The organism is Methylocystis sp. S23 (assembly GCF_054106005.1).
In genome coordinates, this window is sequence record NZ_CM134185.1 from 44,042 (window position 1) to 68,692 (window position 24,651).

A 24,651-nucleotide genomic window follows, 5' to 3' on the forward strand; every position below is an offset into this window, starting at 1 on the left:
ACCTCGATCGTCTTCCCGTTCGCGGAGCTCATCGTCAAGCGTCGCGCGGCGGGCCGGCGGCCGGGAATCACGCGTCAACGCATTTCGTCGGGGGCGCTCACGCCGAGAAGCCTCAGGCCCGACCCCAGGACGGCGGTTAAGGATAAAACCAACGCGACCCGGGCGCTCGTTAAATCTCTCTCGGTTGCATTAACAAAGCGTAATTGTGGCTGATCTTTGCCGCGATTCCAATGGGCGTGGAAAACGCTCGACAGCTCATGGAGATAGAAGGCGACGCGGTGCGGCTCGTGCGCCGCCGCCGCCGCCTCGATCGCGCGCGGATATTGCGCGATCATGCGCGAAAGCTGAAGCTCGCCCTCGTCGGTCAAGAGCTCCAGCCTGGCGTTGGCGAGCGCCTGCGGCGAGACGTCGAGGTCCGGAAAGGCCGCCAGCGCCTGCCGCAAAACCGACTTCCCCCGCGCATGCGCATATTGGACATAGAAGACGGGATTGTCCTTCGACTGCTCGATGACCTTGGAGAGGTCGAAATCGAGCGGCGCGTCGTTCTTGCGGTAAAGCATCATGAAGCGCACCGCGTCGACGCCAACCTCGTCGACAACCTCGCGCAGCGTGACGAAGTCGCCGGCGCGCTTCGACATCTTCACCGGCTCGCCATTGCGCATCAGCTTCACGAGCTGGCAAAGCTTCACGTCCAGCGCGACCTTCCGGTCCGAAAGCGCGGCGACGGCGGCGCCCATGCGCTTCACATAGCCGCCATGGTCCGCGCCCCAGACGTCGATGAGCGTGTCGAAGCCGCGGTCGATCTTGTCCTTGTGATAGGCGATGTCGGCGGCGAAATAGGTCGGCGAGCCGTCGGATTTCCTCAGCGCGCGGTCGACGTCGTCGCCGAAATCCATCGAACGAAAAAGCGTCTGCTCGCGATCTTCCCAGTCGTCGGGCAATTGGCCCTTGGGCGGCGGCAGGCGGCCTTCATAAACGAGTCCCTTCCCACGCAGCCATTCGATCGCCGCGTCGATCTTCGACGGGCCGCTTGAGCGGTCATGCAGCGTGCGCTCGGAGAAGAAGACGTCATGGCGGATATTGAGCGCGGCGAGATCGTCGCGGATCATGTCCATCATGGCGTCGATCGCGGCGTTCTTCACGATCGGCAGCCATTCGCTTTCGCTCTTGCCGAGCAGCGCCTCGCCATGCGCCTTGGCGAGCGCCTCGCCCACGGGCTTGAGATAATCGCCGGGATAGAGGCCCTCGGGAATCGTAATCGTCTCGCCCAGCGCTTCGCGATAGCGCAGGAAGGCGGAGCGCGCGAGCACATCGACCTGCGCGCCGGCGTCATTGATGTAATATTCGCGCGTCACCTCGCAGCCGGAAAAGGCGAGGAGATTGGCGAGCGCGTCGCCGAAGACGGCGCCGCGGCCATGGCCGACATGCATCGGGCCGGTTGGGTTGGCCGAGACATATTCGACATTGACCTTGCCGGCGAGCGCCCCCGCCCTGCCCTTCTCGACGCGGCCGAAATTCTCGGGGTCGGTCAGCGCGGCGCGCAGCACTTGCGAGAAAATCCCGGGCTTCAGGCGGATGTTGATGAAGCCCGGCCCCGCGACCTCGGCGGTCGCCACGCCCTCCGACTGCGCGAGCGCATAGCAGATCGCCACCGCCAGCTCGCGCGGACTGGCGAAATGCGCCTTGGCTTCCTTGGCGTAGACCATCGCCGCATTGCAGGCGAGATCGCCCAGCGCCGCGTCCTTCGGCGGCTCGACGACGAAACGCGCGAGATCGAGCGGCGGCAGGCGGCCGTCGGCCTGGAGGCCGTCGAGGATCGAAGCGATGCGGGCGTGGAAGATGTCAAAAATGTTCATGGAGGTCCGGCCGAGAGGTCTTCGCGCGCGGGTCTAGCAGACCCCGCGCGCGAATGCATCTCCGCCGCCTCAGGCGCCCGGCCGGGGCTGAACGTCGAAATGCAGCATCATGCCCATGTCCTCATGCTCGACGAGGTGGCAGTGATAGGGATAGCGGCCGGCGTAGCCTTCCGGGAAATGCACGAGCAGCTCGACCAATTCATTCGATTGGACGCGCACCGTGTCGTGCCGCACGATCCCGTCGAAATCGAGCCGGCGCTGGATTGGCTGAAAGACCGATCCGCCACCGGCGTCCTTGCCGAGCTTGTAGCGGCTCGTGACGACGAAATTCACGAGATGCATGTGGAAAGGATGCATGTCCGGCTGTCCGTCGGCGAGGTCGCCGGGATCGTTGCCGATATTCGCGACATACCAGCGCTCATAGGTCCCTTCCGTCGGCTGGATGACCTTGCGCCCCTGCCCCGGCGCGTGGCGGTAGAGATGCGCATAGCGGAAAACCGGGGGATAGCCCGCCGGATTGACATTCTCGGTCGCGAGCGACCAGAGCGGGTCTTTATGGCGGCGTGAATGCGGCGGCGTCGGGTCCTCCGGCTCGAAGAAGAAGGCGCGGGCCACCTGATAGGCGACGCCCGCGGCCGAAGCGCCCTTCTGGGTGGGGTCCGCAAGCTTGGCGTCGAATGGGACGACGAAGTTGGAAGCGCCGCCCGGCTCCGTCGAGGGGCGAAGCTCCCAGATCTGCGTGTCGCGCCACGGCCCGCCAGTGTAAGGCGACGTCGGCGGGTTGTTCTGATCGCCCAGCCCGGCCGTGTCGTTCATCAGCAGCACGAAACGGTTGCGCGCAACCGGCGCGGAGGCGGGATTCGAGACAAGCGCGGGCGCGGCGGCGTCCCAGTGGAAGCTGTCGTCATCGGCGTGACGGCGGAGGATCTTGTTCAGCGTCGCCTGATCCAGCGCCGGAGCCGGCCCCGCCAAGGGCGGCATGCCGGGATCGACGGCGCCATGCGCATGCGCGGCCGGCACGATCTTGAACTGGAGCACATTGGCGAGCGGCAGATTGGCGTGCGGCCCGTCGGCCTGCTGGGTGAAACCGATGGCGGCGAGCGCTTTGGCGTCGCCGGGCGGCAGCGCCGAATCGGCGTCGGTCTGGAAGATCGGCTCGCCCTCCGGGTCAGCGGGGTCGTATCCCGCGAGCGCCAGATTGACGAGGTTGAGCGACGGCGTCGCGGCGGGGTCGAGCTGCGTGAGATCAAGCAGCAGGTCGAGACGCTCGCCGGGCGCCAGCAGCAGATAGTCGGTCGCGGCCAAAGCCTCGGCCCGGCCAAACAGCCCGCCGTCATTGCCGATCGCCGTAAGCAGATCGCCATACCAGATCTTGCCGCCCTCCTTGCCCTCGGGATCTGCAAGCGTCAGCGCATAGGTTCGCGCGTTGGAGCCGTTGAGCAGGCGGAGTCGATAGACTTTCGGGTTGACATGCACATGCGGCCACGGCCGGCCATTGACGAAGATAGCGTCGCCAAGGAATTCGGGCCGCTTGAAGCTGCGTTTGCCGGTCCCGGCGTCGGTCTGGATCGGCACGCCCTTCCGGTAATTCACATGGGCGCCGTCCGCCTCCAGGCAGCGATCCTGAATGACGAGCGGAAGCTCCTGCGTCTCGCCGCCGATCAGATGGAAAATGTCGGCGTCCGATTCGTCGCGTACGAAATAAAGCCCGGCGAGGCCCGCATGAACCTGCTGCGCGGTGTTGTCCATGCCATGATCGTGGAACCAGAGCATCGCGGCGCGCTGATCGTTGGGATAAAAATAGGTGCGATGCGACGGCATGCCGAATGGATTGCCCTCGAAGCCCGCCGGATGGAGCGGCCAGCCGTCCGACGTCGGCGGCGCCTTGCCGCCGTGAAGATGCGTCACGACGCCGAGCGGATAATTCATCGACCTGAACTGCGGGATGTCGTTGAAGAGATCCATCGGCAGCGGATTGATCGGCGGCGCGGCGAGCGAACGCGCGTCTCCGGGCTTTTCGGCGTCCATCGACGGAAGCTTGTTGATCCATACCGTCTTGAGCGGACGCCCGCGTTCGACGTTGAGAACCGGGCCGAGATAATTCTCGAGCGCGGACGCCCGCTCTTGCTGCGATCCGGCGCGGATATAGCACCAGGCGTTCGGCTCGGCGGGAGCGGCGACGGCGTCGGTATATTTCACGCTGCGCGCCTCGGCGCTGAAGGTGACGGAGCCCCAGGCGCCGGTCTGTCCGGTCGTGACGACGTCGAGCGCGGCAAGCGGCAGATGGTTTTCGAACTTGAGAAGCATGACAATTCCTCCGTGAAAATCAGCCCGGGTAAAACATTGGCGGAGCGCGCGCCTGGAAATGTGCGGCGGCGCAAGGCCGAAAGAGCGAATGGGAGGATAAGCGCCGCCACAGGCCCGGCGCAATGGGCGCTCATGCGCCAAATAGCCGCTTCACTTCTCCGAGCGCATATCTGTCCGTCATTCCTGCAATATAGTCCGCCACCACCACCGCCCGCGCCGCCTCGTCGCGCGCGGCGGCGGCGAGCGTCGCCCATTCGGGCGGCATGCGGGCGGGCGTTTCGAGAAAGGCCGGGAAGAGCCGCGAGATCGCGTCGCGCGCGCGCTCCCAGACGCCGAGTATGCGCGCATGGCGATACATATTGGCGAAGAGGAAGCGCTTGAGGTCGTGCTCCGCCTCCGTCATTTGCGGCGAGAGCGCGACGATCGCCTCGCCGGCGTTACGCGCCTCCGCGGCGCTTTGCGGCTCCAACCGCTCAAGACGCGCTTTCGCGGTCGCGATGGCGTCCTCGACGAAGCGGGTGATCACCCGGCGCACCAATTCGTGGATCACGCGGCCGCGTTCGAGGCCGGGATGTTTCGCCGCGACCTCCTCCAGCAGCGTGGCGACGAAGGGCGCGCCGGCCGCGATCCGCTCCAGCGAAAACAGACCGGCGCGCAGGCCGTCGTCTATGTCGTGGCCGATATAGGCGATGTCGTCGGCGAGCGCCGCCGCCTGCGCCTCGACGCTCGCGAAGGTCGCGAGCTCCAGCGGATAGAGCGCGTCGAATTCGCGCACGTAACGCGGCAGCGGCCTGAGCGCCTTGGGCCCCAGTAGCGGCCCGTTATGCTTGACGATGCCCTCGAGCGACTCCCAGCAAAGATCGAGTCCGTCATAATCGGCGTAACGCCGCTCCAGAAGCGTGACGACGCGCAGCGCCTGGGCGTTGTGATCGAATCCGCCATAAGGCTTCATGCAGGCCTCGAGCGCCTCCTCCCCCGCATGGCCGAAAGGCGTGTGGCCGAGATCGTGCGCCAGCGCCACCGCCTCGGCGAGATCTTCATCGGCGGCGAGCGCCCGGGCCAAGGCGCGGGCGATCTGGCCGACCTCGATCGTATGCGTCAGCCGCGTGCGGAAATGATCGCCGTCGAGCGGCACGAAGACCTGGGTTTTGTGGGCGAGGCGCCGAAAGGCCGTGGAATGAATGATCCTGTCGCGATCGCGCTGGAAAGCGCTGCGCGTCGGCGAGGGCGACACGGCGTAGAGGCGTCCGCGCGAATTCGTCGCATCGCAGGCGTAAGGCGCGAGGGGCTGCCGCAGGGCCACGGTCGGGCTCCAGTCATTGAAAGGCCGGAAGATCGAGCCTATCTTGGCCCATAGCCCGCAATTCCGGACGGACGCAAGGATTCAACGAGGACGAAGGATGACGGCGACGATCGTCAATGAGGTAGCCCTTACCGAACAGGCGGCGAAGCGAATCGTCGCGCTCCTGTCGAAGGAGGCCCCCGGCGCCGTCTTCCGCGTGTCGGTCGAGGGCGGCGGCTGCTCGGGCTTCCAGTATCAGTTCGCCATCGACGCCGCGCCGAAGACTGAGGACGCGCTCGTCGAGCGCGACGGCGCGCGCGTCGCGATCGACCCGGCCTCGATCGGTTTCCTCGCGGGGGCGAGGATCGACTTCGTCGACGATCTGATGGGCCAGTCCTTCCGCGTCGAGAACCCGAACGCGACCGCCTCCTGCGGCTGCGGCGCGAGCTTCTCGCTCTGACACGCCCGCGCCATCCAGTTCGGCGAGATTAGGGGAATCCCTTCCCGCAAAGCGGAGATCGACTTGGACGCGCTCTTTCTCGGCCACGCCTATATCGACGTCACCATGCTCGCGGACGAAATGCCCGCCGGCGACGAGAAGATGGTCGCGCGCGACTATGCGGTGAGCTTTGGCGGCAACGCCGTCACGGCGGGCTTCGCCTGCGCCAAGCTCGGCCATGACGTGCATATCCTCACCACGCAGGCGCGCGACTGGCTCGGCCATATGTTCGCGGAAATGGCCGACGCCTATGGCGTGCGGGTGCATCCGCGCAAGGTCGCGCGGTCGTCGCTTTCCTTCGTGCTGCCCAATGACGGCAAGCGCGCCATCCTGCGCGCCCGCGATGACGACTATCTCCAGACTTTCGTGCGCCTCGACATCTCGACCGCCCGCGTGCTGCATCTCGACGGGCATATGGCGGACGCCGCCATCCATTACGCCAAGGCGGCGCGAGAGCGCGGCGTGCTCGTCTCGCTCGACGGCGGCGCGTTGCGGCCTCGAATCGAGGAGCTGATCGACTTCGTCGACGTGGCCGTCGTGTCGAAGCAGCTCTGCAAGCAGATGTCCTTCAGCGAGCCGGAGATGCTGGCCTGGCTCAAGTCGAAAGGATGCCGGGTGGGCGCGGTGACGGTCGGCGAGAAAGGCACTTTCTGGTACGGCGAGGACGGCGCGCCCCAGCATTTGCCTTCGCTCCATGTGCCGCCGGAGCGCGTCATCGACACTTCCGGCGCCGGCGACGTCTTTCACGGCGCCTATTGCGCCTCCTATCTCGACCGGCCCGAGGCCCCATGGCGCGCGCATTTCGAATTCGCCCGCGCCGCCTCCGCGCACAAGGTCCAGCATCTCGGCAACGAAGCCGGCCTGCCGAGCCGCGCCGACATCGACCGCGCATGGAAGGAATTCCAGGAGAATATGACGACGGAAGCCTTCGCCTGATCGGGTTCTCCACAAGCGGCGCAAAAGGACTTGGCAAACCCACCGACGCCCTGTATACGCCCTCCACCACGACATTCCCCGATAGCTCAGCTGGTAGAGCACGCGACTGTTAATCGCTAGGTCGTAGGTTCGAGTCCTACTCGGGGAGCCATCCTTTTCTCAAGCGGCGTATAACGAAAGATAGATAGCCTTTTGCCGCCGGAGATCGGCATTTAGCCCTCATGCGCGCTCGAATGCGGGAGAGAGGGCGGCATGGCTGACGCCTTTCATGCAAAGGGAGTTGCGGCGACCCGCCGGGCGCGGCTTCGTTCGGTGAAGGCTGTCCGATGACGCGTTGCGATCCCCTATCCCGCCATGCTTTTGAAAATCGCGGCCAGCCCGAGGCGCCCGACGCGTTTGACGCAAAGGCCTTCCGCCGGAGCTATCGACACATCGTCATCGCCGCTTCCTCGAGTCGGTTCATGCGCTGGCAGGAACGCCTGGGGAAAGCGCTGGCGCGGCGATGGCCCGAGGCGGCGGTCTCGTTCCGCTTCGAGCCGGGAAGCGACGCCCAGCCCGGCGACGTGACGCAATTGCTGACGCTGGAGCGCATGCTGCTTCGGCGCGGAAAGCCCTCCCTTTGCGACCAGGTCGAAAGGCCCGCGGCGAACGCCGCGCCCGGATCGGACGCCGACGTCGTCGTCGACCTCGCCGGCGAGGCGCCCGCCTCGGGCGACGCGCGCGTCTTGCGGCCGCTTTACGACGGACATCCAACGGATCAGGCCGCCGTCGCGGCGATTCTCTCGGGCGCCGCGCCGGCCCTCGCGGTGGAGGACGTCGCGACCGGCGCCCTTCTCGCCGAAGGCCTCCCTTCCCTCGAAGCGGCGGACGGCCTGACCGGCGGCCTCGACGCCGTCTATTCCCGTATCTGTCTTCTGATCGAGAAGGCGCTCGCCAATCCCGACGAGGCCTTGGACGCGCCAGCGCGGCGCGTCGAAAGGACGCCGCGCCGCCCCGCCGCATTTTTCGCGCGCAACATGGTTTTTCAGCGCCTGAGGTGGATTCATCGCCTATGCACGCGCACGCCGCACTGGCGCATTGGCTGGCGGCATGTTGACGGCCCTGGCGTCGTCGAGACCGGCTCCTTGTCCGGACCCGCCTGGCGCGTCATGCCCGATCAGGAAACCGCATTCTCCGCCGATCCTTTCCCGGTCGAATGGCGCGGGCGGCGGGGCGTCTTCTTCGAGCTTCTCGATTACGGCCGGGGTCTCGGCGAAATTTTCTACCAGCCTTTCGACGATTGCGGACCGGTCGGCGCGCCCATTTGCGCGCTGAAGGAGCGCTGGCATCTCTCCTACCCCTTCCTGATCGAGGAAGCGGGCGAGCTCTATATGGTCCCCGAGGCGTCGACCTCCGGCGCGATCACCCTCTATCGCTGCGTCGATTTTCCGGCAAAATGGGAGCCCGCCGCCCATCTCGTCGAGAATGTCGAAGCCGCCGACGCGACGATCTTCCGGCATGGCGGCCGCTATTGGATGACCTCGGTCGTCCACGACCAATATGGCGGCTATTCGGACGTGCTCGCCATCCATCACGCGCCGAGCCTGTTCGGCCCCTGGACGCCGCACCGACAATCGCCCGCGCTCATTGATCCGCGTTATGCGCGGCCCGCCGGCAAGGTCGTGCTTCATAACGGGGCTTTGCTGCGGCCGGTGCAGGATTGCTCGCAAAGCTACGGGAAAGACCTCGCCATCATGCGCATAGACGCGCTCGATCCCGACACGTTCCGGCAGTCGCTCCTGCGCTATCTCTCGCCCGGCGGGCGATGGCCGGGGAACCGGCTCCACACCATCAACCGCTTCGGACGGCTGGAATGTATCGACGGCGCGGTTTTCACGCCGAGATTTCCGCCGCTCCGCCGCGCCTTGCGCCAGCGCGTCGACAGGGCCCTCCTCAGCGACTAATTTGCTTCGCGCGCGCCGACCCTCCGCCCCCGTTTGACGGCGAGAGGCGTTTTCATCCCCTCAGCGCTCCCGCGAGCCGGGCGACGCCATCCTCGATCTCTTTCTCGGTCAGCGCGACGAAGCCGAGCATCAGCAAACGGTCGCCGCCGTCATTTGGATCGAAACGCAGCGCCGATCCCGTCGCCAGCGAGCAGACGCCGACGCCCGCGGCCAGGCCCTTGGCCTCGACCTCGGCGGCGCTCGGGAATCCTTCCGGCAGCTTCCAGACGAGATGCATGCCGGCCTGTTCGCCGAAGATTTCGCATTCCCCGAAATTCTTGTGCAGCGCGCCGAGCAGCGCGTCGCGGCGCTCGCGATAGAGCTGGCGGATACGGCGCAGATGACGGCCGAACTCGCCGCTCGCCATGAAGTCCGCCATCGCCGCCTGCTCCAGCCAGCTCTGGCCGTTGTTCATCAACATTTTCATGCGGCGGAAGCTTTCGACGAGCCTCGGCGGCGCGACGACGTAACCGAGCCTCAGGCCGGGTCCCATGCATTTCGAGAATGTGCCGAGATAGATGACGCGCTCGTTGCGGTCCAGGCCTTTCAGCGCGGTGAGCGGCGAGCCGACGAAACGGAAATCGCTGTCATAGTCGTCTTCCATGATATAGGCGTCATATTGCGTCGCCCAGGCGAGAAGCTCGATGCGCCGCTGAAGGCTCAAGGTCACGCCGATCGGATATTGATGCGACGGCGTGACATAGGCGAGCGCCCCCGTCACGTGCGGAAGCTGCGTCACGTCGAGGCCGTCGCGGTCGATCGGCACGGGATGCAGCTTCGCGCCCAAGCTTTCGAGCACAAAGGCCGCGCCTTGATAGCAAGGCGATTCGACAACCGCCGTCGAGCCCGGCGTCAGCAGCAGGCGGCCGACGAGATTGAAGCCGTCCTGGCAACCGCCGATGATGATGATCTGCTCGGGGTCGCAGACGACGCCGCGCGCGGGCGCCAGATGCTTGGCGATCGCCTGGCGAAGCTCCAGCAGCCCGGCGGGATCGTTGTAGCTCGTAAGCTTCGCGCCCGCCGACTTCAGCCGCGCCTTTATATGCTGCGACCACGCCTTGAGCGGAAAGGTGCGCGCATCGGGGCGGCCGACCCAGAAGTCCGCGGCGAGCCGCCGTCGCTCGGGATCGGCGAGGCGGTGCGTGCGCATGGTGCGAATGGTCCCGCCGCCCGCCAGCGGGCCTTCGGCGGATCGAGGCGCCGCCGGCGTCGCGCGTTCGGCGGCGGAAGACAGAAAGGCCGTGTCCGGCAGATCGGGCGAGACGAATGTGCCCACATAGGGCTTGGTGCGAATGTAGCCTTCCGCGATCAGGCGCTCATAGGCCAGCACCGCCGTGTTGCGCGACACGCCGAGCTGCGCGCTCAGCTCGCGGGTCGTGGGCAGCGGATCGTCGCCGCGTAGCTGTCCGTTGAGGATCATGGTGCGGATCTGGTCGAAGATCTGCGTCTGGAGGGTCGATTTCTCGGACGCCTTTAGAATGATCGACAACTGCGCGTGGCCGCTCCGGACCACCGGAGTTGGACGACCGATTGAGGCGATGCTCGTCATTTTACGGTTTCCGCTGGCTGATGTCGGCGGCTGCCATAGACGACGATTAAGGCTGTCTTTTGCAACCTCATAGATCCACGTGCGGACGCTGATCTGGAGCCACGAACTTATGTGGCGAGCACGCAAGCGCGCGACCAGGGGCGCGCTCGCATTTGTCAAAAAACTTTTAACTGGCGCCACCGGCAAGCGTCGCTCTGGCGCTTTTCCACAGGCAGTTCTTGCGGAAGTCTACTCGCCGCAAGAAACGCATTTGGGACCGGGAGGATTAAAATGACGCTCGCAAATTCGAAAATCGTCCCGGCGGCCTTCTGGGTCGGCTTCCTGGCTCTCGGCTTCGCCACCAGCCTTGGCGCGCCGGGCAAGCACCGCGTCGACCAGGCAAGCAAAACGGTCAAGACCTCGCTCGCGCCAAAGGCCGTGGTCGCCCAAAGCGATCGGCCGCTCGACGCCAAGGCCGAAATCAAGGCGGCGGCGCGGGACTAGTCGCCTGTGTCACTTGAATTGACGGATTTTTGGCGGACGTTCATTCGCGGCCGTCATTGCGAGCGAAGCGAAGCAATGACGGCGGAAAACATCAACAAAAGGCCCAGCAATTCGAGTGACGGAAACCGCTAGATTAAGGGAGCGTCTAGATGAGCGCGCCGATAGCCAGTCTCCTTTTCCTCGCCATGGAGCTCGTCAGCATTCTGACGCTCATGGCGGTCTCGCGCTTTGACGGCTGGATGTAGCTGACGCTTGCGGGCGCCCTTGTCGGAAAGGCGCGGCGATCCTATCTTTTGAAAAGGCGGCGATTGAGGCGTCGCCTGAAAAAACGGCCCGAGCGCGGATGTAGCGACGGGCCGTTTTGCTGAGGATAAGGTTCAAGGATGCCTGAAGGTCTTCTCAAGATCATCGCCTTTGGATGCGTCATTTTCTTCCTCGGCGCCGCGCTGGTCGGCTGGGCCTATGGCTGACGCCGGCTCCGCTTGATTCCATGAAGCGAGGCAATCAGGCGGCGACCGCCGCTACCGACCGAGCCGCGCGTCGAAAAAGCGGGCGATATCCTCGAAGGCTTCCCGCGCCTCCGGCATTCCCGGCCCCGCATATTGCGCGTGGCTCATGCCTTCATAGACGTTGAGATCCGCATCGACTCCCGCGCGGCGCAGCGCCCGATGCACGCGCACCGTGTTGGACAGAAAGAGATCGCGCGTCCCCGTCGTCAGGATCGTCGGCGGGAAATCTTTGAAATTTCCATAGACCGGCGAAAGATAGGGGTTTTTGAGATCGTGGCGGCCGGCGTAGAGCCGCGCCGCGCCCCCGAGCCAGCCATCCCAGGTGACCAGCATGTTGTCGACATATTCATTGGCGAAATAGCTGTCGCCGATCTTGTCGAGATCCGACCAGGGCGTTCCCGCCGACACCGCCGCCGGCGTGGGCAGGCCCTCATCCTTCGCCTTCAGCGTCACGGCGAGCGCCAGCCCGCCGCCCGCCGACGAGCCGAACACCGCCATATTCTTCGGATCGATCGTCTGCGCGAGCGACTGCCAGACGGCGAGCGCGTCTTCGAGCCCGGCCGGGAACGGAAATTCCGGCGGCATCCGGTAGTCGACCGAGATGACGCGATAACCGCCGATTCCGGCCATCATGATCGCTTCATTGGTCGCCGCCTCGCCGCCGCCGAAGACATAGCCGCCCCCATGCAAATGCAGGAGCATTCTGCTCACATTCTCGGGCCGAAGGTCGCGCGGCGTCACGAGATAGGCTTTGACGCCGGCGATCGTCGTCGGCTCGACCGTAACGCGCAATTGCTTGCGCAGATCGGCGAGCGGCGCCGTCCATTCGGCCTCGAAGCGCTTGTTGAGCGCGCTCCATTCCGCCGCCGTCTTGGGCGGCGGCGACAGCACGCCCGGCGGATAGGGCATGCGGATAAAGTCCTGCAGCGGCTTGCTGACGTCTCTCGGCACGGGAATGACGCGCGGCGGCACGCGGCGCGGGCCGGGCTGCGCGTTGGCCGCCGCCGCGGCCGGCGCGTCGGACGGCAGGGATGGCGGCCGCGTCTTCGCCCAAGCGCCGGACAGGAAGGCGAGCAGCGCGCTGGAGAGGATGGCGAAAGGAAATTTGTTCAAGCGCGCCCCCGGCTAATAGCTGTCGATCGCGATTGCGCGCAATTGCAGCGCACGCCGCGCCGTTTCCTCCATCAGGCGATCTGCGCGATTGTCTTCCCCGAGCGGGGCGGGATGCAAGGCGCTTTCGACCTCGCAACGCGCGGCGCGATAGGCGATCCAGGCGCGCTGCGCGTCGCGGAGCTTGTCCCTCGCCGCGGCGGGGACGGCGGCGAGAAGGCGACGATGCGTTTCATCCCGGTCTCCTTTGGAAATTTTCCCGACTTGTTTTTGGCGGAGACGCCTTGTCGTTTCGGCTTCGGACATTATGGTCAAGTTCAAGTCGTCCGATTCTCTGCCCGTTTCGGACGGCCAGGCTCGGCGGGTGGGCCCCCCGCGCGCCGGGCCGCCCTCTCGACACGCATGAATGTGGCCTTCATGCAACGGTCGGACTCAGTCTGCGAAGAACGCCGTTCGCCGCAATTGCTACGCTTGGCCGAAACTTATGGCGAGATTAGGCTTTTTCTCGTTTCAGGGCGGGAATTTGAGGGGAAGCGACGGCCTGCCGGACGGCGCATCGCCCCGGCAGGCCGTCTTTTTTCAACGCGCCTTGCCCGCGCCCGCGAGTGGGCGCATCCTGCCGAGGCGGCTCCGCGCGAGGGAGACTTCGCGATGCATTCCGACCCGAGATTTTGGGCGCTCGCTGTTGCGATCTGGTTCGGCCTCGTCCTCGCCTTCATGAACATCGCCATCAAGATTCACATGCTGATGGATCTTTCGGGCCAGGAATAGACCGCGATCTTGCCTGCGCCATGCGCTTAAAGCCCGAGGGCCGAAAAGAGGCGCGGTCCCGACCGCTCGCCCGTCCGTTCGGCTTCGACCACATGCGTCGTCGTCGGCCATGGTCTGACCAAATTGGCGCCTATCTGCCAAGTCCGCCTTCTTCTACGCTTTTCCGGCTTTCAATCTGGAACGGGACGACTGGAGGCCGCCAATGAAGAACTTCATGATCGCCGCCGCAATTCTCGCCCTCTCGCCGGCCGCTTCGCTCGCCGCCGGCTCTTCGGCCGGGAGCGCCGCGATCGGCGCCGGCCCGCCGATCGCCGGGGGCGCCGGGATGCTCTACGGACCCTATCCGACGCTGCCGCAGACGCCGAGCTCTTCGTCCGCCTTTGGCCCCACTGCGATTCCCCGAAGCCCCAGCGGCGGGAGCGCCACGGGCGTTCGGTCGAACGCCGTCCCCGTCAGCCTTCCCTGGACCGACCCGGTCTACTGATCAGGCTCGGTGATAGGGGTGGCCAGAGAGAATCGTCATGGCGCGGTAGACCTGCTCGGCTGCGAGGATTCGCACGAGCTGATGCGGCAGCGTCATGGCGCCGAAGGAAAACGCGGCCGTCGCTCGCGACCGCACGGCGCCGTCGAGCCCCTCGGATCCGCCGATGGCGAACCACATGGCCTTGCGGCCGGCGTCGCGCTCTCGGCCGATGAAGCCGGCGAATGCGGCGCTGTCGGCCGTCTTGCCGCGCTCGTCAAAGACGACGAGGGCCGAATCGCCGGGCAGGAAAGCGAGCATCTCCTCTCCCTCGCGCGCCATGCGCTCGGCCGGGCTCTTCGCTTTGCTTTCGTCGATTTCCTTCAGCTCGAGCCCTTCCAGCCCGATGCGTCGCAGCGCGGCGATGCGCTCGGCGTAGCGCGCGTAGATTTCGCGCTCGGGACCGGCCTTCAACCGGCCCACGCAGATAATGCCCAGTCGCACGGCTCGGCCTGGCTTCCTCTTCGCCGCACATCCGCTTGGCGCTTCCGGCGATGATAGGCTTGCTCGCGCATCGCCTTACCCCAAAACCGCTGCGCACTTTTGGGGGCGATAGCTTGCTTGCGCATCGCCTTACCCCAAAACCGCTGCGCACTTTTGGGGGCGATAGCTTGCTTGCGCATCGCCTTACCCCAAAACCGCTGCGCACTTTGGGGGCGATAGCTTGCTTGCGCATCGCCTTACCCCAAAACCGCTGCGCACTTTTGGGGGCGATGCGTCAGACGAGCCGTATCTCCACCGGACGATCGCCGCCCCACATTTTCTCGAGGTTGTAGAACTGGCGCACCTCGGGGCGGAAAATGTGGACGATGACGTCGCCGGCGTCGATCAGCACCCAGTCGCATTGCGGCAGGCCCTCGACCCGGGCCGCGACGCCCACGTCCTTGAGCGCCCTGAGCGCCTTGTCGGCGATGGCGCCGACATGCACGGTCGAACGCCCGGTCGCGATGATCATTTCATCGGCGAGGGCGGTCTTGCCGCGCAGATCGATGGCGATGATGTCCTCGGCCTTGGTCTCGTCCAGCGCATGGAGGACATTTTGCACGATCGAGCCGGAAAGCGACGCATCGGCGCCAATCTTCGGCTGGGAGCGGGTCTCCGCCCCCGGATGAACACTTGTCGACAGCGTTGCAACCCTCATGCTTCGCGGCCATCTGCGGGCCGCGAGTAGAGGATGGGACTCTTTGTCACGGATTGCAACATGAAAGGGGACCGCCCGCCCGCGCCGCAGAAAAAAACCCGGCTAAGCGGCCGGGTCTTTAAGGCAGTTCGGGCTAATCGAGAGGCGGGAGGAACCTCAAAGCCGGAACGATTCGAGGATAGCCCATTTTTGAGAAATTGCTCGCGCCTTTTTTGCCGGAACCGCCATCAAGAGATGAAAATTCCGTTTTGACGCCGGTCAAACCGGCCCTGCGGCGGCCAAGGCGCCAAAGCGCGACGGGCGTGAATCTTTCAGTTTCATACAGTTGCCGAAGCGCGTTCCCGCCTGCCGCGCCCCGCGTGACGAAGAAGCAACACACGCCGGAATTGTAACTTGGACGTCGTCCAACAGGCCGCCGATCCCCGAATCAGGGGATCAGAACCATCGACCCGGCGGTCTGGCGTGATTCGAGCGCGGCGTGCACCTGGGCGGCGTCCGCGAGGGGGAAGGCCTCGGGCTCCGCGATCGTCAAATGGCCCCGCTTGATGGCGTGAAGCATATCCTCGGTCATATCCTCATAGTCGCGCCGCTTGGCGATATGGGTGAAGAGCGACGGGCGCGTCGCGAAGAGCGAGCCCTTCTGCGCCAGAAGGCCGATGTCGAACGCCTCGATCGGCCCGGAGGCCGAGCCGAAGCTCACGAACATGCCGAAGGGCGCAAGGCAGTCCAGCGAGGCCGGGAAGGTCGCGCGCCCGACCCCGTCATAGACTACGTCGCAGAGCCGCCCCTTGGTGATCTCCTTCACCCGCTGCGCAAAATCCTCCGTGCGGTAGAGAATGGCGTGCTGCGCGCCGGCTTGCTCGGCGATCGCCGCCTTTTCGGGCGAGCCGACCGTGGCGATGACCTTGGCTCCCAGCGCGTTCGCCCATTGGCAGAGCAACTGGCCGACTCCGCCGGCCCCGGCATGCGCCAGCACGCGATGGCCCTTCTTCACCCGGAAGGTGCGGCGCAGGAGATATTGCGCGGTCAGGCCCTTCAGCATCATGACCGCCCCCTGCTCGAAGCTGATGGATTTCGGCAGATGGATCACGGAATCGGCGGCGATGTTGCGCGCCTCGCTATAGCCGCCGAGCGCGCCGACATAAGCGACGCGGTCGCCTTCCTCGAAATCCTTCACGCCCTCGCCCACCGCGACGACCTGACCGGCCCCCTCATGGCCGGGAATGAAGGGATATTCGGCCGGATAGGCGCCCGTGCGGCGATAGACGTCGATATAGTTCACGCCGATGGCGCGGTGACGAATCTGCACCTCGCCGGGTCCGGGCGGGGCCAGCTCGACCTCCTCGAGCTGCAACGCCTCGGGGCCGCCCGGCCGGTGCACGCGGATCGCCTTGACCATCGAAACCTCCACTCTTCGCCGCGAAAACCAGTTTTGACGCCTAGTTATCACGGCTCGAACCCCTGCGCATAACCGGCGAAGCGGACATGTCCATGACGCTCTCGCGCGCGGCAATTCGCGCCGCGCCGGACCCTCGCGCCGGGCGGCGCGGGCCGCTATAACGGCCGCAAGATCAGGAGCCCCAAAATGACCGAGCATTCCGCGCCGGACGGCGCGACGACAAAGTTCGACATCCTCGTCGCCGGCGCCGGCTCCACCGGCCTGGCCGCCGCGCTCGCCTTCGCGCGTTCGGGACTCAAGACGGCGCTTGTCGGCCGCGTTCCGCCGCCGCTGCCTGGCCGCACGGTCGCGCTCTTCGAGGCTTCGGTCCGCTTCCTCGACGCGCTCGGCGCGCTGGAGCGCGTGAAGGCGCTTGGCTGCCCCGTCGAAGCGATTCGCATGATCGACGACACGGACCAGCTTTTTCCCGTGCCGGAGCTGACGCTGCGCGCGAGCGAGATCGACCTGCCGGCGCTGGGCGTCAACATCTCCAACGACGAGCTCGTCGGCGTCCTGCTCGACCTCGTTCGCGCCAAGACGGAGATCGAGCTGATCGAGGCCGATATTGTCGATTACGAGCTGAACGGCGCGGGCGCCGCGGCGATCCTCGCCGACGGACGCCGTATCGAGGCCGATTTCATCGTGGCCGCGGACGGCCGCAACAGCCGCGCGCGCGCGGTCGCGGGCATCGACGTGAAGGAATGGACCTATCCGCAAGTGGCGCTGACGATGATGCTGCGCCACGAATTCCCGCATGACAACATGTCGACCGAGTGGCACACGCGCTCCGGCCCTTTCACCCTCGTGCCCCTGCCTCCTCGCGAGGACGCGCCGCACCGTTCGAGCCTCGTCTGGCTGATGAGCGTCGACGACGCCCGCCGCCGCCTCGCCAAACCGCGCGAGGAACTGGAATATGAGATCGAGGACTACGCAAAGTCCGAATTCGGCGCGATGAAGATCGAAAGCGACATCGGCCAATTCCGCATGGGCGGCATGCAGGTGTCGCAACACGCCAGGGGACGCCTCGCGCTCGTCGGCGAGACCTGCCATGTCTTCCCGCCCATCGGCGCCCAGGGCCTGAACCTCAGCTTGCGCGACGTCGCCGATCTCGAGGATTGCCTGGCGAGCGTCGATCTGCGCAATGAGCGCGAATTGTCGCGCGCCCTGACGCGCTACGACCGCCACCGGCGCGCCGATATCGGGTTCCGCACCCATGGCGTCGACGTGCTCAACCGCTCGCTGATCATCCCTTATCTGCCGGTGGACCTTTTCCGCGGCGCAAGCTTCATCGCCGTGGCGGCCCTCGGGCCGCTCCGCCGGGCGGTCATCCGCGAGGGCGTGCTGCCGCATCTCGTGCTGCCGAGAATGATGCGCAAGCCGGTTCGGGAAACGCGGGCGAGGTGAAGGGGCGCGCCGCCAGCCCCGCTTGCCCGTCATTGCGAGCAAAGCGACGCAATCCAGAGCCCCATCGCGGCGCTGGATTGCTTCGTCGCAACGCTCTTCGCGAGGACGGCGTTCGGGGCTTGTCCCACGCTTGCCGCCTCTTCTTCCCCCGCTACCTCACATCTTTCGAAAGAGGGAGCGCGGGATGCGGGCGCAGCATAGCTATCGTTACATCGCGCAAGCGGCGCTTATCGGAACCATGCTGATTGCGATTGACGTCAGCCTTTACGAAGCCCTGCGCCACATGCTGCGCTGATCACGGCTCGCTCGGCAGCGACTCGCCGACTTTGTGAGCGGCGATCCATTTGCGCAGCTCGGAGACGTGGTCGCGCTCCTCCTCCACAAATTCCTTTGCGAGGATTTTCGTCTCGGGGTCGTCGGTCGTATCGTGAATCGACTGGTAATAATCGAGGCTCGCGAGTTCGGCCTGTAGCGCGATATTCAGCGCCTCTTCCCTGCCGATGAAGGGATCCGCCCCCCAAATGGCGGCGCTTTCCGGGCTCTCGAGATCCGGCCAGACAAACTCGTCGGGACGAAGCGCCGGCGCGTCGCGAAAGCCGGCGCGCGCCCTGGCGTCGGAGAGATGCAGACGGGAATAGTCGGACAGACGGCGGAAGAGCTTGCCGACCTTCGCATTGCCATTGGTCGTCATCGCATCCGCCAACTGCCCGAAGCGCATGGCGGCTTCCGACTCGAGCTGAATGGCGTGGGCGAGAAATTCCTCGACCTTCATAACGGGCGTCCTCTCGATCACGCTGCAATCTGGATTGCGGAAGCCAGGGTCGCGCGCGCCTCTCGCGAAAAGCCGCTTTTTCGCCTCGCGCCCGGGACGCGCCGGAAGGCGGCGCGCTCAATTATCTCGCGCCGCCTTCTCTTCGCAAAGTCCATATGATGTGCGTACGGCCTCTAATTACGGCGCCTATTTTATGGCGATGTCGATCTTCTTTTCTTGCGTCTTCGTCTGCGCCGATTTTGGCAGGGTCACCTTGAGCACGCCTTTCTCGAACTTCGCCGCGATCTTGTCGACGTCGACATTCTCGGGCAGTCGGAAACTGCGCCTGAAGGAGCCGTAGCGACGCTCGGAAAAGAACATGCCCTCCTTGTTCTCCTCCCGCTCCATCTTCTTCTCGCCATGGATGACGAGCGTGTCATTGGCGAGCTTCACTTCCACATCCTTCTGGTCGAGGCCTGGAAGCTCGGCGGTCACTTCATATTCGCCGTCGCGCTCGACGAAATCGACCGGCGGGGTTCCCTGCCATCCCATGAAGCGCTCGAAAGGCTCAAAATCGCCCGAACGCCTCTGCAAGGGCGCCTCGTCGAAGAAACGGTCGAGCTGACGGCGCAGCGCCTCGAAGGGCCGCCAATCCCACAGATCGGGAGGAACCAGCGCGCCGCCGCCATCCTTCTTAACGGGTGTCTGCTCTTGGGCCATTTCCGCCTCCGTAAGGTAAATCGCGAAACCTCAACGCTTCGCGATCTCGCTGCACGAAAAAAATCGGCGCCGTCCCTGCCCGATTCAAGCGGGGCGGCTCCGCACAAAATGTCGCGCCTATTCTCCAAGCGACAGCAGCGCCGCATCGCCGCCGAAGGACGCGGTGTTGACGGTCACTGTCGTCTCGCGCAGAAAGCGGCGCAGATAATCCGGCCCCCCGGCCTTCGGCCCCGTGCCGCTCAAGCCGAAGCCGCCGAAAGGCTGGCTGCCGACCACCGCGCCGATCATATTGCGATTGACATAGACATTGCCCGCCGGCGCGGGCGCGGCGACATGGCGGATGCGCTTCTCGATGCGCGTTTGCAGGCCGAAGGTGAGTCCGAAGCCGGAGGAGTCGATCTCCTTGAGAAGCGCGTCGAAATCCGCGGCGCGCCATGTCACGACATGCAGCACCGGACCGAAGACCTCCTCGCGCAAATCCGAGACGCGATCGAGCCGCACAATATGTGGCGCGACGTAAGTCCCGTGGGTCGGCGCCTCTCCGGCGTAGACGACGCGACCCGCCGCTTTTTGTCCGTGGATATAATTGTCAAGTCTCTGCTTCGCCTCCAGGTCGATGACCGGACCGACATGCGCGCCGAGAACGCGCGGATCGCCGATGCGCAATTCCCTCGTCGCGCCGGCGAGCGTATGGATCGCCGCCGGCGCGATTTCCTCCTGCAGACACAGAAGCCGCAGGGCCGAACAGCGCTGGCCGGCCGATCGGAAGGCGGAGGCCAGGACGTCGTCGACGGCCTGCTCGACGAGCGCCGTCGAATCGACGATCATGGCGTTGACGCCGCCCGTCTCGGCGATGAGCGGCGCGATGGCGCCGGCGCGCGCCGCCAGCGCGCGGTTGATGTCCCGCGCGACGTCGACCGAACCCGTGAAGACGACGCCGGCCGCGCGCGCATCGGCGACGAGCGCGGCGCCGACGTCTCCGGCGCCGGGCGCAATCTGCAAGGCGCCGAGCGGAACGCCGGCCTCATGAAGCAGCGCGACCGCCTTGGCTGCGATCAGCGGCGTCTGCTCGGCGGGCTTTGCGACGACCGTGTTGCCCGTGACGAGCGCCGCGACGACCTGGCCCAGGAAGATCGCGAGCGGGAAATTCCAGGGCGAGACGCAGACGAAGACGCCGCGTCCGTCATAGCGCAGGCGATTATCCTCGCCCGTCGGACCGGGGAGCCTGCGCTCGCGGCAGACGAGCCGCGCCTGACCGGCGTAATAGCGGCACATATCGGCGGCCTCGCGCAGCTCCGCGAGCGCGTCGTCGAGCGTCTTGCCCCCTTCGCTCTGCAGCAGCGCCATGAAAGCGCCGCGCCGCGCTTCGATGAGATCGGCCGCGCGCTCCAGAATTTGCGCGCGCGCTTCGACCGGCGCGGCGCGCCATTGCGGGAAGGCTTCGGCCGCCGCCGACATCGTCTCTTTTGCGCAATCGCCATCGGCCTCGACGACGCGCCCCAGCGCCTTGCCGTCGATGGGCGAGACAATGTCGCGCGCCGCCTTCGTCGACAGGACGCTTGGCCGCGCTTCATGAGGTCCACGCGCCGCGCCAATTTCGTCGAGCAGCGCGGCAAGCGCCGTTCGGTCGCCGAATTCGACGCCCGCCGAATTGGCGCGCAGCGGCTGGTAGATTTGCGGCGGCTTCGGCAATCGCGGATGCCGCGCGCCGTCGCGAAGCGCCTCGTGCGGCTCGGCGACGAGCGCGTCTTCCGGCGTCTGCGGATCGGCGGCGCGCGCGACGAAGGAGGAATTCGCGCCATTCTCGATCAGGCGCCGCACGAGATAGGCAAGCAGATCGCGATGCGGCCCGACCGGCGCATAGACGCGCACGGGAATGTCGCGCCTTTCCGCGAGCGCCGCGTAAAGCGCTTCGCCCATGCCGTGCAGGCGCTGGAACTCATAGTCCCGGCGCGTCCCGCCGCGCGCGAGGATTTCCGCGACGCTGCGGGCGTTATGCGTCGCGAATTGCGGATAGATGCGCGACCGCGCAAGCAGCGCCGCGGCGCAGGCGTCGAAATTAAGATCGGTCATCGCCTTGCGCGTGAAGACAGGATAATCGGCGAGCCCCCGCTCCTGCGCGCGCTTGATCTCGCTGTCCCAATAGGCGCCCTTCACGAGCCGCAGCATGAAGCGGCGGTCATGCGCCTCGGCGAGCGCCGCGGCGTAATCGATGACGGCGGCCGCGCGCTTCTGATAGGCCTGCACGGCGAGGCCGAATCCGTCCCAGCCCGCGAGCGACGGGTCGGCGACGACGCGCGCGATTACGTCGAGCGAGAGCTCGAGCCGGTCGGCCTCTTCGGCGTCTATTGTGAAGGCGAGGTCGCTTTGCTTCGCGAAGCGCGCAAGCTCCAGCACGCGCGGCGGCAGCTCCCGCAAGACGCGTTCGCGCGAGACCGCTTCATAGCGCGGATGAAGCGCGGAGAGCTTGACCGAAACGCCGGGACGGTTGGGAAGCGGCGCGCCGCCGGCCGCGTCGCCGATGGCGCGGATGGCGGCCGCATAGGCCTCGAAGTAACGCTCGGCGTCGGCCGCGCTTCGCGCCCCCTCGCCCAGCATGTCGAAGGAAAATCGCTCGCGAGCGCCCTGGGAGCGGGCGAGCGCGTCCTCGATCGTCTCACCGAAGACGAAATGCGCGCCCATGAGGCGCATCGCCTGACGCGCGGCGACGCGCAGCGTCGGCAAGCCGAGGCGGCGCGCGAGATCGGCGACGAGGCCGCGCGGCTCCCCCTGGCCGACAAGCCGAGCGGAAAAGCCGAGCGCGAAGGCGCAGGCCTGGACAAGCAGCGTGTCGGATGATGATTCATGATGCGAAAAATCGCCGGCGGCGAGCTTGTCGGCGATGAGCTGATCCGCCGTCGCGTCGTCGGGAACGCGTAGAAGCGACTCGGCGAGCGCCATCACGGCGAGACCCTCTCGCGAGGAGAGCGAGAACTCGTGCAGGAAGTCCTCGACGCCGCCGAGCGCGCTGTGCTGCGCGCGCATGCCGCGGATAAGGGCGCGCGCCTTGGCGTCGATATCGGCGCGGACCGCCGCGTCGGGCCGCCTGGCGAGAAAAGCCTCCGCAAATGTCTCGTCGGGCGGCGCATAGGGCGCGGCGAAAGGCGGCGGTTCCTTCTGCATGACTTCGCGGCGTCCCGATCGGATGACGATATCGGGAATATGGGTGCGGGAGCGTGTCCGGACAAAGGACTACAATATACGTCGCGCGGCGCTGCTGACGCCGAAGGAAGATGCGAGCGCCGTCCCCTCTCGCCCCGTGAAACGGGGAGCGGGAATGAGCCTGTCTCCCTCGCCCCGCTTGCGGGGAGGGTTGGGGTGAGGGGCAAGGCCGCCTCGACGGACTCGGGCGGCGGCTCGCGGAATGGATCTCACATCTATGTCGCGGACGCTTCGCCCCTCACCCTAACCCTCTCCCCGCGCGCCTACCGCATTCACACATCTTGGTTGCATGTGGCCTGGGCGTCTGATTCCATTTGAAGGAATTCGGAGGGACGGACGATGGACGGACGGACGCTGGGTCGCTTTGGCGACGCGCGACTGGAAAAGGGGGCCTTTCTGCTTTCCCGGCTGGTGGCGGAGGGCGGCGGGGGCATACGCATTCGTCGGCTCGGCGGCGACCGGGCCGGTGAGATTAAGATCACGCGCTTTCTTCGCAATCGGGCGGTGACCGGCGCGGAGATGTTCGCCACGGCGGCCGCGCGCGCGTCGGCGCGTTGCGCCGGGCGCGCGGTCCTGGCGATACAGGACACGACGGTCGTCAAGTCCGGGGGCGGCGGCGGGCTCTATCTGCATCCGACCCTCGTCGTCGACGCCGAGGACGGTTCGATCGTGGGTCTGGCGCACGCGCAGTTCCTTGAACGCGCGACGGGACGCAAGGCGGATCGGCGTCAGCGGCCGATCGAGGACAAGGAAAGCCGGCGCTGGCTGGAGGGCGCGGCGGCGGCGAAAGTTTGCGCTTCGGCGCGCGAGGTCACGGTCGTGGCCGATCGCGAGAGCGATATTTATTCCGCCTTCGCGCGGCGCCCGCCGGGAGTTCACCTCCTCGTGCGCGCCGCGCAGGACCGCGCGCTGGAGGATGGCGAGCGACTGTTTGCGCGCCTGGATGCGCTGGAGGAGGCCGGGCGGGCGACGCTGTCGCTTCCGGCGAGGCCCGGACGGCCGGCGCGCGAAGCGACACTGGCCGTCCGGCATGGGCGCTTTGATCTCGCGCGGCCCCGGAACGGCGCGGCCCAGAACGACCCCTCGACGATCGCGGTCCATCTCGTCGACGTGCGCGAGATCGACCCGCCCCCAGGCGAAAACGTCCATTGGCGTCTGATCACGACGCGCCCCGTCGACCGCCTCGCGCAAGCGCTCGAGGTCGTCGATCTGTATCGACGCCGTTGGGCGATCGAGCAGTTGTTCCGCACGATGAAGACCGGCGGCTTCGACATCGAGGCCGTGCGGATGGAAGACGACGCGCCGCGCCAGACCCTGGCGGCCGCGACGTTGATCGCGGCCGTGACGATCCAACAACTCGTCCACGCCCGGGACGGCGGCGACCCGCAACGTCTGCGCCCGCTCCTCGACGCCTTCGAGCCCAAGGACCAACCGCTGCTGGAAGCCTATTGCGCCACCCTCGAAGGCAAGACGCAGCGTCAGAAGAACCCACATCCGCGAGGGTCCCTGGCCTATGCGTCCTGGGTGCTCGCCCGCCTCGGCGGCTGGACCGGCTATTACGGAAAACCCGGTCCCGTCGTCATGCTCGCCGGATGGCTCAAATTCCAGCACGGAAAATACGCCATCGCCGTCACCCAACCAACGCCGCCGCTAACCAACACAGATGTGTGAATCTGCTAGCCCTTTCAGAGGGAGGGAGTAGAAACGCCGCCAGCCTTCCCTCCCCCTGAAAGGGGGAGGGTCAGGGAGGGGGTCGCTCACTCTGAGCGACGTAATTTATTAAAAGCCGGGCCTACTCGCCCGCCTTGATCTCGGCCTTGGCCTTGGCGAGAAATTCCTCCAGCGTGCGGCGGAGCTGGTGCTCGGACTGATCGACGCCCGCGGCCTCGAAGTCCTTCTTCACCGTGGCGACGACGCGCTCATCCGCGTCGGCCGCGACCTCGGCGACCACCAGAGCTTCGGCGTAGGCCTGGGCGTCCGCGCCCGTCTTGCCGAGCTTCTCCGCCGCCCACAGGCCGAAGAGCTTGTTGCGGCGCGCCTCGGCCTTGAACCGCAGCTCCTCGTCATGGACGTAGCGTTTCTCGAACGAATCTTCGCGCTGGTCGAAAGTGCTCATATCCATCCTCAGCCGGGTTTGTCTTGTAAGGGAGTCCGGCGGCGAATCCGCCGCGCGCCGCATTTTTTATGCGCCG

The 24,651-nt window shown here is 66.1% G+C and carries 20 protein-coding genes and 1 tRNA gene; 8 read left to right on the forward strand and 13 right to left on the reverse strand.

From position 1 onward, the window contains the following. Positions 1-74 precede the first annotated feature (74 nt). From argS to ACV7JP_RS00245, 3 genes are all read right to left on the reverse strand, one after another. Positions 75-1,856, reverse strand: a complete 1,782-nt coding sequence (gene argS, locus ACV7JP_RS00235; protein ID WP_457797282.1) for an arginine--tRNA ligase — start codon at positions 1,854-1,856, stop codon at positions 75-77. 69 nt (positions 1,857-1,925) lie between these two features. Continuing rightward, positions 1,926-4,163 (reverse strand): multicopper oxidase family protein, encoded by a 2,238-nt coding sequence (locus ACV7JP_RS00240; RefSeq protein WP_457797283.1) that lies wholly within the window; start codon positions 4,161-4,163, stop codon positions 1,926-1,928. Positions 4,164-4,293: 130 nt separating this feature from the next. Next, the gene (locus ACV7JP_RS00245; RefSeq protein ID WP_457797284.1) at positions 4,294-5,466 is read right to left on the reverse strand and encodes a deoxyguanosinetriphosphate triphosphohydrolase; all 1,173 of its coding nucleotides are present in this window, start codon (positions 5,464-5,466) and stop codon (positions 4,294-4,296) included. 97 nt (positions 5,467-5,563) lie between these two features. Between ACV7JP_RS00245 and ACV7JP_RS00250 the strand changes: the two genes are divergently transcribed. The 4 genes from ACV7JP_RS00250 (at position 5,564) to ACV7JP_RS00265 (ending at position 8,823) form a co-directional block, all read left to right on the forward strand. Further along, the gene (locus ACV7JP_RS00250) at positions 5,564-5,905 is read left to right on the forward strand and encodes a HesB/IscA family protein (RefSeq protein WP_457797285.1); all 342 of its coding nucleotides are present in this window, start codon (positions 5,564-5,566) and stop codon (positions 5,903-5,905) included. A 63-nt stretch (positions 5,906-5,968) separates the two neighbouring features. Continuing rightward, a complete protein-coding gene (locus tag ACV7JP_RS00255) occupies positions 5,969-6,880 on the forward strand; it encodes a sugar kinase (protein ID WP_457797286.1) in 912 nt (303 codons plus the stop codon). Positions 6,881-6,955: 75 nt separating this feature from the next. Further along, positions 6,956-7,031 (forward strand) — tRNA-Asn (locus ACV7JP_RS00260). A 310-nt stretch (positions 7,032-7,341) separates the two neighbouring features. Further along, the gene (locus ACV7JP_RS00265) at positions 7,342-8,823 is read left to right on the forward strand and encodes a glucosamine inositolphosphorylceramide transferase family protein (RefSeq protein WP_457797287.1); all 1,482 of its coding nucleotides are present in this window, start codon (positions 7,342-7,344) and stop codon (positions 8,821-8,823) included. 52 nt (positions 8,824-8,875) lie between these two features. Here the strand turns inward: ACV7JP_RS00265 and pdxR are convergent, their stop codons facing one another. Then, positions 8,876-10,411 (reverse strand): MocR-like pyridoxine biosynthesis transcription factor PdxR, encoded by a 1,536-nt coding sequence (gene pdxR / locus ACV7JP_RS00270; RefSeq protein ID WP_457797288.1) that lies wholly within the window; start codon positions 10,409-10,411, stop codon positions 8,876-8,878. Positions 10,412-10,681: 270 nt separating this feature from the next. Between pdxR and ACV7JP_RS00275 the strand changes: the two genes are divergently transcribed. Then, positions 10,682-10,894: a hypothetical protein gene (locus ACV7JP_RS00275; RefSeq protein ID WP_457797289.1), complete on the forward strand. Its 213-nt coding sequence runs from the start codon at positions 10,682-10,684 to the stop codon at positions 10,892-10,894. Between the two features lie 521 nt (positions 10,895-11,415). Here ACV7JP_RS00275 and ACV7JP_RS00280 read toward each other — a convergent pair. Both ACV7JP_RS00280 and ACV7JP_RS00285 read right to left on the reverse strand, forming a co-directional pair. Beyond that, positions 11,416-12,516: an alpha/beta hydrolase gene (locus ACV7JP_RS00280; RefSeq protein WP_457797290.1), complete on the reverse strand. Its 1,101-nt coding sequence runs from the start codon at positions 12,514-12,516 to the stop codon at positions 11,416-11,418. 12 nt (positions 12,517-12,528) lie between these two features. Then, positions 12,529-12,819, reverse strand: a complete 291-nt coding sequence (locus ACV7JP_RS00285) for a lysozyme inhibitor LprI family protein (protein ID WP_457797291.1) — start codon at positions 12,817-12,819, stop codon at positions 12,529-12,531. 667 nt (positions 12,820-13,486) lie between these two features. Here ACV7JP_RS00285 and ACV7JP_RS00290 point away from each other — a divergent pair. Continuing rightward, the gene (locus ACV7JP_RS00290; RefSeq protein WP_457797292.1) at positions 13,487-13,768 is read left to right on the forward strand and encodes a hypothetical protein; all 282 of its coding nucleotides are present in this window, start codon (positions 13,487-13,489) and stop codon (positions 13,766-13,768) included. Here ACV7JP_RS00290 and rlmH read toward each other — a convergent pair whose 3' ends face one another. The 3 genes from rlmH to ACV7JP_RS00305 all read right to left on the reverse strand — a co-directional run bounded on the left by rlmH (position 13,769) and on the right by ACV7JP_RS00305 (position 16,344). Further along, entirely contained in the window at positions 13,769-14,248 is a 480-nt protein-coding gene (gene rlmH, locus ACV7JP_RS00295) for a 23S rRNA (pseudouridine(1915)-N(3))-methyltransferase RlmH (protein WP_457797293.1), read from the reverse strand. A 274-nt stretch (positions 14,249-14,522) separates the two neighbouring features. Beyond that, positions 14,523-14,945: a ribosome silencing factor gene (rsfS, locus tag ACV7JP_RS00300; protein ID WP_457797294.1), complete on the reverse strand. Its 423-nt coding sequence runs from the start codon at positions 14,943-14,945 to the stop codon at positions 14,523-14,525. A 427-nt stretch (positions 14,946-15,372) separates the two neighbouring features. Beyond that, entirely contained in the window at positions 15,373-16,344 is a 972-nt protein-coding gene (locus tag ACV7JP_RS00305) for a quinone oxidoreductase family protein (protein ID WP_457797295.1), read from the reverse strand. Positions 16,345-16,530: 186 nt separating this feature from the next. Between ACV7JP_RS00305 and ACV7JP_RS00310 the strand changes: the two genes are divergently transcribed. Further along, positions 16,531-17,787 (forward strand): FAD-dependent monooxygenase, encoded by a 1,257-nt coding sequence (locus ACV7JP_RS00310; protein WP_457797296.1) that lies wholly within the window; start codon positions 16,531-16,533, stop codon positions 17,785-17,787. A gap of 295 nt (positions 17,788-18,082) precedes the next feature. On the opposite strand, the gene ACV7JP_RS00315 is transcribed toward ACV7JP_RS00310, so the two are convergent. The 3 genes from ACV7JP_RS00315 to putA all read right to left on the reverse strand — a co-directional run bounded on the left by ACV7JP_RS00315 (position 18,083) and on the right by putA (position 22,420). After that, a complete protein-coding gene (locus ACV7JP_RS00315; RefSeq protein WP_457799128.1) occupies positions 18,083-18,559 on the reverse strand; it encodes a ferritin-like domain-containing protein in 477 nt (158 codons plus the stop codon). A gap of 186 nt (positions 18,560-18,745) precedes the next feature. Next, complete coding sequence (locus tag ACV7JP_RS00320; RefSeq protein ID WP_457797297.1) at positions 18,746-19,258, reverse strand: Hsp20/alpha crystallin family protein; 513 nt, start codon at positions 19,256-19,258, stop codon at positions 18,746-18,748. Between the two features lie 117 nt (positions 19,259-19,375). Continuing rightward, positions 19,376-22,420, reverse strand: a complete 3,045-nt coding sequence (putA, locus tag ACV7JP_RS00325) for a bifunctional proline dehydrogenase/L-glutamate gamma-semialdehyde dehydrogenase PutA (RefSeq protein ID WP_457797298.1) — start codon at positions 22,418-22,420, stop codon at positions 19,376-19,378. 378 nt (positions 22,421-22,798) lie between these two features. Here putA and ACV7JP_RS00330 point away from each other — a divergent pair, with 378 nt between their 5' ends. Next, positions 22,799-24,130, forward strand: a complete 1,332-nt coding sequence (locus tag ACV7JP_RS00330) for an IS4 family transposase (RefSeq protein ID WP_457797299.1) — start codon at positions 22,799-22,801, stop codon at positions 24,128-24,130. Between the two features lie 121 nt (positions 24,131-24,251). On the opposite strand, the gene ACV7JP_RS00335 is transcribed toward ACV7JP_RS00330, so the two are convergent. Continuing rightward, positions 24,252-24,575 carry a DUF1476 domain-containing protein gene (locus tag ACV7JP_RS00335; RefSeq protein ID WP_457797300.1) on the reverse strand — a complete coding sequence of 108 codons (324 nt, stop codon included), beginning with the start codon at positions 24,573-24,575 and terminating at the stop codon, positions 24,252-24,254. Positions 24,576-24,651: the final 76 nt, after the last annotated feature.

Excerpts from the sequence above, each read along its gene's own strand:
- argS (WP_457797282.1), bottom strand. The coding sequence starts at position 1,856 with ATGAACATTTTTGACATCTTCCACGCCCGCATCGCTTCGATCCTCGAC.
- ACV7JP_RS00240 (WP_457797283.1), bottom strand. The coding sequence starts at position 4,163 with ATGCTTCTCAAGTTCGAAAACCATCTGCCGCTTGCCGCGCTCGACGTC.
- ACV7JP_RS00250 (WP_457797285.1), top strand. The coding sequence starts at position 5,564 with ATGACGGCGACGATCGTCAATGAGGTAGCCCTTACCGAACAGGCGGCG.
- ACV7JP_RS00265 (WP_457797287.1), top strand. The coding sequence starts at position 7,342 with ATGCGCTGGCAGGAACGCCTGGGGAAAGCGCTGGCGCGGCGATGGCCC.
- pdxR (WP_457797288.1), bottom strand. The coding sequence starts at position 10,411 with ATGACGAGCATCGCCTCAATCGGTCGTCCAACTCCGGTGGTCCGGAGC.
- ACV7JP_RS00275 (WP_457797289.1), top strand. The coding sequence starts at position 10,682 with ATGACGCTCGCAAATTCGAAAATCGTCCCGGCGGCCTTCTGGGTCGGC.
- ACV7JP_RS00285 (WP_457797291.1), bottom strand. The coding sequence starts at position 12,819 with ATGTCCGAAGCCGAAACGACAAGGCGTCTCCGCCAAAAACAAGTCGGG.
- ACV7JP_RS00290 (WP_457797292.1), top strand. The coding sequence starts at position 13,487 with ATGAAGAACTTCATGATCGCCGCCGCAATTCTCGCCCTCTCGCCGGCC.
- rsfS (WP_457797294.1), bottom strand. The coding sequence starts at position 14,945 with ATGAGGGTTGCAACGCTGTCGACAAGTGTTCATCCGGGGGCGGAGACC.
- ACV7JP_RS00305 (WP_457797295.1), bottom strand. The coding sequence starts at position 16,344 with ATGGTCAAGGCGATCCGCGTGCACCGGCCGGGCGGCCCCGAGGCGTTG.
- ACV7JP_RS00310 (WP_457797296.1), top strand. The coding sequence starts at position 16,531 with ATGACCGAGCATTCCGCGCCGGACGGCGCGACGACAAAGTTCGACATC.
- ACV7JP_RS00315 (WP_457799128.1), bottom strand. The coding sequence starts at position 18,559 with ATGAAGGTCGAGGAATTTCTCGCCCACGCCATTCAGCTCGAGTCGGAA.
- ACV7JP_RS00320 (WP_457797297.1), bottom strand. The coding sequence starts at position 19,258 with ATGGCCCAAGAGCAGACACCCGTTAAGAAGGATGGCGGCGGCGCGCTG.
- putA (WP_457797298.1), bottom strand. The coding sequence starts at position 22,420 with ATGCAGAAGGAACCGCCGCCTTTCGCCGCGCCCTATGCGCCGCCCGAC.
- ACV7JP_RS00330 (WP_457797299.1), top strand. The coding sequence starts at position 22,799 with ATGGACGGACGGACGCTGGGTCGCTTTGGCGACGCGCGACTGGAAAAG.
- ACV7JP_RS00335 (WP_457797300.1), bottom strand. The coding sequence starts at position 24,575 with ATGAGCACTTTCGACCAGCGCGAAGATTCGTTCGAGAAACGCTACGTC.